Source organism: Psychromonas algicola (genome assembly GCF_004378355.1).
Taxonomy (GTDB): Bacteria; Pseudomonadota; Gammaproteobacteria; order Enterobacterales; family Psychromonadaceae; genus Psychromonas.
Map to the genome: position 1 here is coordinate 1 of NZ_SNUB01000056.1, position 6,199 is coordinate 6,199.

The 6,199-nt window shown below is 36.5% G+C and carries 4 protein-coding genes and 5 tRNA genes; 2 read left to right on the forward strand and 7 right to left on the reverse strand.

Annotated features, from left to right (window positions below; genetic code table 11):
• The 6 genes from E2R67_RS16185 to E2R67_RS16210 all read right to left on the reverse strand — a co-directional run.
• Nucleotides 1–1,536 (reverse strand): cadherin-like domain-containing protein (locus E2R67_RS16185; RefSeq protein ID WP_166739412.1); only part of this gene is annotated, 1,536 nt, incomplete at its 3' end.
• 795 nt (nucleotides 1,537–2,331) lie between these two features.
• Nucleotides 2,332–2,407, reverse strand: a tRNA-Val gene (locus E2R67_RS16190).
• 25 nt (nucleotides 2,408–2,432) lie between these two features.
• A tRNA-Val gene (locus tag E2R67_RS16195) sits at nucleotides 2,433–2,508 on the reverse strand.
• A 39-nt stretch (nucleotides 2,509–2,547) separates the two neighbouring features.
• Nucleotides 2,548–2,623 (reverse strand) — tRNA-Val (locus E2R67_RS16200).
• A 35-nt stretch (nucleotides 2,624–2,658) separates the two neighbouring features.
• Nucleotides 2,659–2,734 (reverse strand) — tRNA-Val (locus tag E2R67_RS16205).
• A 47-nt stretch (nucleotides 2,735–2,781) separates the two neighbouring features.
• A tRNA-Val gene (locus tag E2R67_RS16210) sits at nucleotides 2,782–2,857 on the reverse strand.
• Nucleotides 2,858–3,139: 282 nt separating this feature from the next.
• Here E2R67_RS16210 and gltX point away from each other — a divergent pair.
• Nucleotides 3,140–4,564: a glutamate--tRNA ligase gene (gene gltX / locus E2R67_RS16215; RefSeq protein ID WP_134291986.1), complete on the forward strand. Its 1,425-nt coding sequence runs from the start codon at nucleotides 3,140–3,142 to the stop codon at nucleotides 4,562–4,564.
• Nucleotides 4,565–4,639: 75 nt separating this feature from the next.
• Here the strand turns inward: gltX and E2R67_RS16220 are convergent, their stop codons facing one another.
• On the reverse strand, nucleotides 4,640–5,254 hold the full coding sequence (locus tag E2R67_RS16220) for a DsbA family protein (protein ID WP_134291987.1): 615 nt from the start codon (nucleotides 5,252–5,254) through the stop codon (nucleotides 4,640–4,642).
• A 197-nt stretch (nucleotides 5,255–5,451) separates the two neighbouring features.
• On the opposite strand from E2R67_RS16220, the gene E2R67_RS16225 reads away from it, so the two are divergent.
• Entirely contained in the window at nucleotides 5,452–6,036 is a 585-nt protein-coding gene (locus E2R67_RS16225; RefSeq protein WP_134291988.1) for a thymidine kinase, read from the forward strand.
• Nucleotides 6,037–6,199 lie beyond the last annotated feature (163 nt).

Sequence of the window (6,199 nt, forward strand, 5' to 3'; positions counted from 1 at the left end):
TGTTGTGCTCACGACATCAATCACAGGCGCATCGTTCACTTCCGTGACGCTTACTGTGATCGTTTGTGTGCTAGTTGCCCCATCGTTATCGGTCACCGAGACTGAAATCGAATCTTCACCGACGAAGTTTGCATCTGGTGTGTACGTGATATTACCGTTCGCATCTAAACTAACGCTACCATTGTCAGCACTTAAGCTACTCTCAGTGATCGTGCCATCCACATCTGAAGCCGTTGCCACGATAGTCGCCGTATCTTCTGTAACCGTTGTGCTGACGACATCAATCACAGGTGCATCATTCACTTCCGTGACGTTCACTGTGATCGTTTGTGTACTAGTTGCCCCATCGTTATCGGTCACTGAAACTGAAATCGAATCTTCACCGGCGAAGTTTGCATCTGGTGTGTAAGTAATGTTGCCGTTCGCATCTAAACTAACGCTACCATTGTCAGCACTTAAACTACTCTCAGTGATCGTCCCATCCACATCAGAAGCCGTTGCCACGATAGTCGCGGTATCTTCTGTAACCGTTGTGTTCACGACGTCAATTATAGGAGCATCGTTGTTACCAAAAATAGTAATAGTTAAAGTAGTGGTATCCGTTGCACCTTGATCATCTGTCACTGTAACTGGGATTTGAATATTTTCTATTTCATCTTCACTCAAGCTTGCATACAAAGAAGTGTCCAAGCTATAAGAACCATCATCATTTAAGATAAATCCAACTACCTCAGAGTCAGTAGTAAATGATAATGATGCTCCATCAGGAAGATCAATATCGGTAGCATTAATGTTACCTGTAAAGATTGTATTATCTTCTTCTACAAAAGCAGTCGCAGCTTGAGCAATTGGAGAATCATTTGTACCAGTGATTGTTATTGTAAGAGTTGTAGTGTCACTTGCACCTTGAGCATCTGAAACCGTGATTGGAATTTCAAGTACAAGCTCTTCATCGATTTGTAAATTATCGTAAGACGATGAATCAAAGCTGTAAGAACCATCAGCATTTAATATTAAACCAGTTGCTGCTGATGTTGTGCTGAATGTTAAATTACCTTGATCTCCACTATTTGCATCAGTCGCATTGATATTACCGCTAATAACAGTATCTTCAACAACTGCACTTGCAGCAGCTTGGGCAACAGGCGCAACATTGCTCTCAACAGAGTTATTTAAATTAATATTTGAATCGATAAAATCATTAGTAAGCTGTGATGATGAACTTTCGAAAGAGTTTGTTTCAAAGTCAGTTTTAGCAAGAGTTTCTTGTGCATCACGCTCGAATTCAACAAGCCTAGAACTCCCACCATCAGAAACTTCACCAGCGGCGGTTTCGATATCTAAGTCAAAAACCTCTTCGCCAAGCGCAAGTAATTCATCAATATCAGCCGGAAGTACTTCTTCAGGTTCAAGTAATTCTTCAACTTCAGCCGAATTTAATAACTCTTCAACGGTTACGACTTCCGTTTGATTATTTTCTGAAGAAACAGTTACAACTTCAATGTCGTTATTTTCTGAATTAGTTTGCTTAGCCATGTTTATTCCCTGCCTTTCTCTTGTCATAACCATTTAGTGTTATGAAATAGATAATTATATATATAAAAAAATGACATTTGAGTATATTTATTAATCGTCATTTAATTTAAAAATGGTTTTAAATATTGTTGTTAGAATTACGATTTACGAGTGTAAATAAAAAACAAAATTTAGTATTGTATAAAATATGCCAAAAGTGGCATTTAGTCAAGAAATAAAGCCACTTAGACGCTTTTTAAAATGGTAAAAATCAAGCAAAACCACTATAAAAAAATGGTTAATATCATCTTAAAAAATACAAATAAATCAATTCATCCTGCTGATTTAAACAGCTAAAAAAACAAAACAAAAATGTTAATTATTTGATGTTTTTAATATTCATTTAGAGGTAACAAAAAATATTTAATCAAACTAAATTGTAAATTTTTTTATATCAGAAAGGACGAGTAAAGTTTTGAAATTCCAAAAAAGATAAAATGAGGCAACCATTGCAAAGAGACGAGAAAACAAAAAAAACAATTTAAAAACAATGAGATACAACAAAATAAACAATGAAGGTTTAGCGAGTAATTTCTTTGAAATTTAATAACAGAAATTGTGAAAAGTCACTAACAAATAAAAAAGAAAAACAAAGATTTTAAATGAATAATACAATCAAAAAATTGATGTTTAATATGAAATTTATAAAAAAGGAATGTTTTTTGAATGATAATAGAGCGAATAGATTTAATTAAACTTATATGTTTTGGTATATCTAAGATAAAAAAGATATAAGAAGAGGATGTTATTTAAAGATGGTGGGCGATACTGGGTTCGAACCAGTGACCCTCGCCTTGTAAGGGCGATGCTCTCCCAACTGAGCTAATCGCCCATCTTTAAATTGATTATAAATATTATGGTGGGCGATACTGGGTTCGAACCAGTGACCCTCGCCTTGTAAGGGCGATGCTCTCCCAACTGAGCTAATCGCCCATAATATTTATTGCTATAAAAATCATACTAAATTAAAGATGGTGGGCGATACTGGGTTCGAACCAGTGACCCTCGCCTTGTAAGGGCGATGCTCTCCCAACTGAGCTAATCGCCCATCTTTAAATTTAAATAGTCATAGCATTTTGAAAGTGGTGGGCGATACTGGGTTCGAACCAGTGACCCTCGCCTTGTAAGGGCGATGCTCTCCCAACTGAGCTAATCGCCCACTTTCAAATAACAATATTTTAATTCCATTGAAAAGAATAAGTAATATGGTGGGCGATACTGGGTTCGAACCAGTGACCCTCGCCTTGTAAGGGCGATGCTCTCCCAACTGAGCTAATCGCCCATATTACTCTAAAACAAGAGATTAAATAATTAATGCCTTTGTTTGTGGTGCGTATTATAGGGATCGCCTTTTTTCAGTCAAGCCATTTTTAAATAAAAAACCACTTTGTATGCTTAACTGCTCAAAGGGTAAGCAATATATGCTCAATTATCATAATTAACCACCTTTCTATAATAAATATAAGGTCCAAATACAGCTTATCTACAAATAGTTAATGTAATTAGATGTCTTTCCGTTAAAATACGCTGATTATTATTGAAGACCGCTTATAAGGAACTTTTCATGACAGTTAAAACACGCTTTGCCCCTAGCCCTACAGGTTATTTACACGTTGGTGGTGCACGTACTGCATTATATTCTTGGTTACATGCAAAAAGTAAAGGTGGTCAATTCGTTTTACGTATTGAAGACACTGATATAGAACGTTCTACACAGGAAGCTGTAGATGCAATTTTAGAGGGAATGGCTTGGCTTGGTCTAGATTGGGATGAAGGCCCTTATTATCAAACAAAACGTTTTGACCGTTATAATGAAATGGTTGATAAGCTATTAGCAGAAGATAAAGCTTATAAATGTTATGCACCTAAAGAACTATTAGATGAAATACGTGCAGAGCAAGAAGCCAATAAAGAAATGGCACGTTATGATGCGAATCATCCCAAAATTGTTGCTGTCAATGAAGCCGCTACCGAAGGTCAACCTTGTGTTATCCGTTTCCGTAACCCTAAGCAAGGCTCTGTTGTGTTCATTGATGAAATCCGTGGCAAGATAGAAATATCAAACGACCAGTTGGATGACCTTATCATACGTCGCAGTGATGGTTCACCTACCTACAATTTCTGTGTTGTTGTAGACGATTGGGATATGGGAATTACTAATGTGGTTCGTGGTGAAGATCATATTAACAACACACCTCGCCAAATTAATATTTATGAAGCATTAGGCGCACCAGTTCCTTCATTTGCACATTGCTCAATGATTTTAGGTGATGATGGCGCTAAATTATCAAAACGTCATGGCGCAGTATCAGTGATGCAATACCGTGATGAAGGTTATTTACCTAACGCATTAAATAACTACTTAGTTCGCTTAGGTTGGTCTCATGGTGATCAAGAAGTATTCTCTCAACAAGAAATGATCGACTTATTTAGTTTAGAGCATGTAAGTAAATCAGCATCAGCTTTTAATACAGATAAATTATTGTGGTTAAACAACCACTATATAAAAACATCTGAGCCTGAATACGTCGCTAAATATTTACAATGGCACATGGATCAACAAAATATTGATACAAATAATGGACCAGCTCTGACTGAAGTTATAACAGCATTGGCTGAACGTGCAAAAACTCTCGTTGAATTAGCAAGTGCTAGTCGTTACTTCTACGAGGAATACGAAGAATTTGATGCAACAGCGGCTAAAAAGCATTTACGCCCTGTTGCTAAAGAAGCATTAGTTCTTGTTCAAAGTAAACTTCAAGCAACTGATGATTGGTCAGAAGAAAATTTACACAAAGTGATAGAAGATACAGCAACTGAATTAGAAGTTGGAATGGGTAAAGTTGGAATGCCATTACGTGTTGCTATTACAGGTGCAGGTCAATCCCCTTCTCTTGACGTAACACTAGCGTTAATTGGTAAAGAAAGAAGTGTGGCACGTATCTCACGCGCGATTGAATTTATTGAGGCACGAGAAAGCGCTGCATAAATCTATATTTCAATAACCAATAAAAAAGCCAGTAAATAAATCGTTTGCTGGCTTTTTACTTTTAATCAAACAACTTTAATTTAAGTAACTCATTATTTGAGAATACGTTTTTTGCCAGTCTAAATAATCAACCTGAATAGGTAAATACTTACCATCAAGTTCCAGCACTAAAGAAGGAAATCCCTGAATTGGTAATTGTCGACTTGAACCAATTTCTTGCTCTAGCTTTTTATTTATTTCAATAGCAGTTAACTTCGATTTAAACTCATCAACATTCAAGCCGATATTGCCAGCTAAATCAATCAAAGTTTCTTTTAACGAAGGATTTTTGGCTTGTAGATAATAAGCTTGTTGAATGGCAAACAACATTTCCAGCTCTTTTCCCTCTTCTCGCGCAATTAAACAAGCACGACAAGCAGGATAAGTCGAGCGTTGAGGCGTACACAACTGCCAAAAATCAAAGTTAAACTCAGTACCTAATTGCTCTTGTATATTTCGCCAGATTCCCTGCAAACTTGCTTGTAATTCAATTGGCATCACAACATCGGAGTCCGGGGCTAATCCACCTAATTGATATTGTATAGCCACTTTCCCAACTAAATTATCAGATAGCTTTAACCAGGTATTACGATATCCCCAACACCAGCTACACATAGGGTCATAAACATAATATAAGATAGGCTGTTTCATCAATCACTCCATTTGTTATTAATTCGTCATACATTTTTAGGCATATGATAACTGGAAAAAAGCTAAATAAATCAAATCTGTTATCACGATAAGAATAAAAATCGCTAAGGTAATGTTACTATAGCGATACATTTTATTATTCATAAGTATTCTTATCACAGAAAGCCTATGAGCCATATTAATAATAGGAATCCACCTTGGCACAACTCTATTTTTATTATTCAGCGATGAATGCTGGTAAATCAACCTCATTATTACAATCATCTTATAACTATCGCGAACGTGGAATGAACACATTCGTTTTAACAGCTGCGATTGATGATCGTTCAGGCGTAGGAAAAGTATCGTCTCGTATTGGTATTGAAAGTGATGCCCATATTTTTACAGAAGCTGATAATTTAGCTGACATGATCGGTGAGATTCATAAACAACAAAAGCAGCATTGTATTTTAATCGATGAATCTCAATTCTTGAGTAAACAACAAGTTAAACAGCTAACTTATGTTGTAGATATCCTAGGCATCCCCGTTTTATGTTACGGCATTAAAACAGACTTCAAAGGAGAGCTCTTTCCTGGTAGCCAATATTTATTAGCTTGGGCCGACAAATTAGTGGAATTAAAAACAATTTGTCACTGCGGACGAAAAGCAAATATGATATTGCGTCTTGATAAAGACGGTAACGCTATTCAGGAAGGCGCACAGGTGGAAATAGGCGGAAATGAAAGCTATGTATCAGTATGCCGCAAACACTTCAGAAAAGTCTTCTGGGACAATCAATAAAATCATTAATTATCAGTAGATTTTGAAATAAAAACAGTAGATTGTCCCGTCCTGAAATAGGTTGACGGTTTTAATGGAAGGCCAGTAGCTCTTGCTCCTGGTCTTTTTTATGCACTTGATTTGGGGTTTTCATTCCCAAACTCATATGCGGTCGCATTTCATT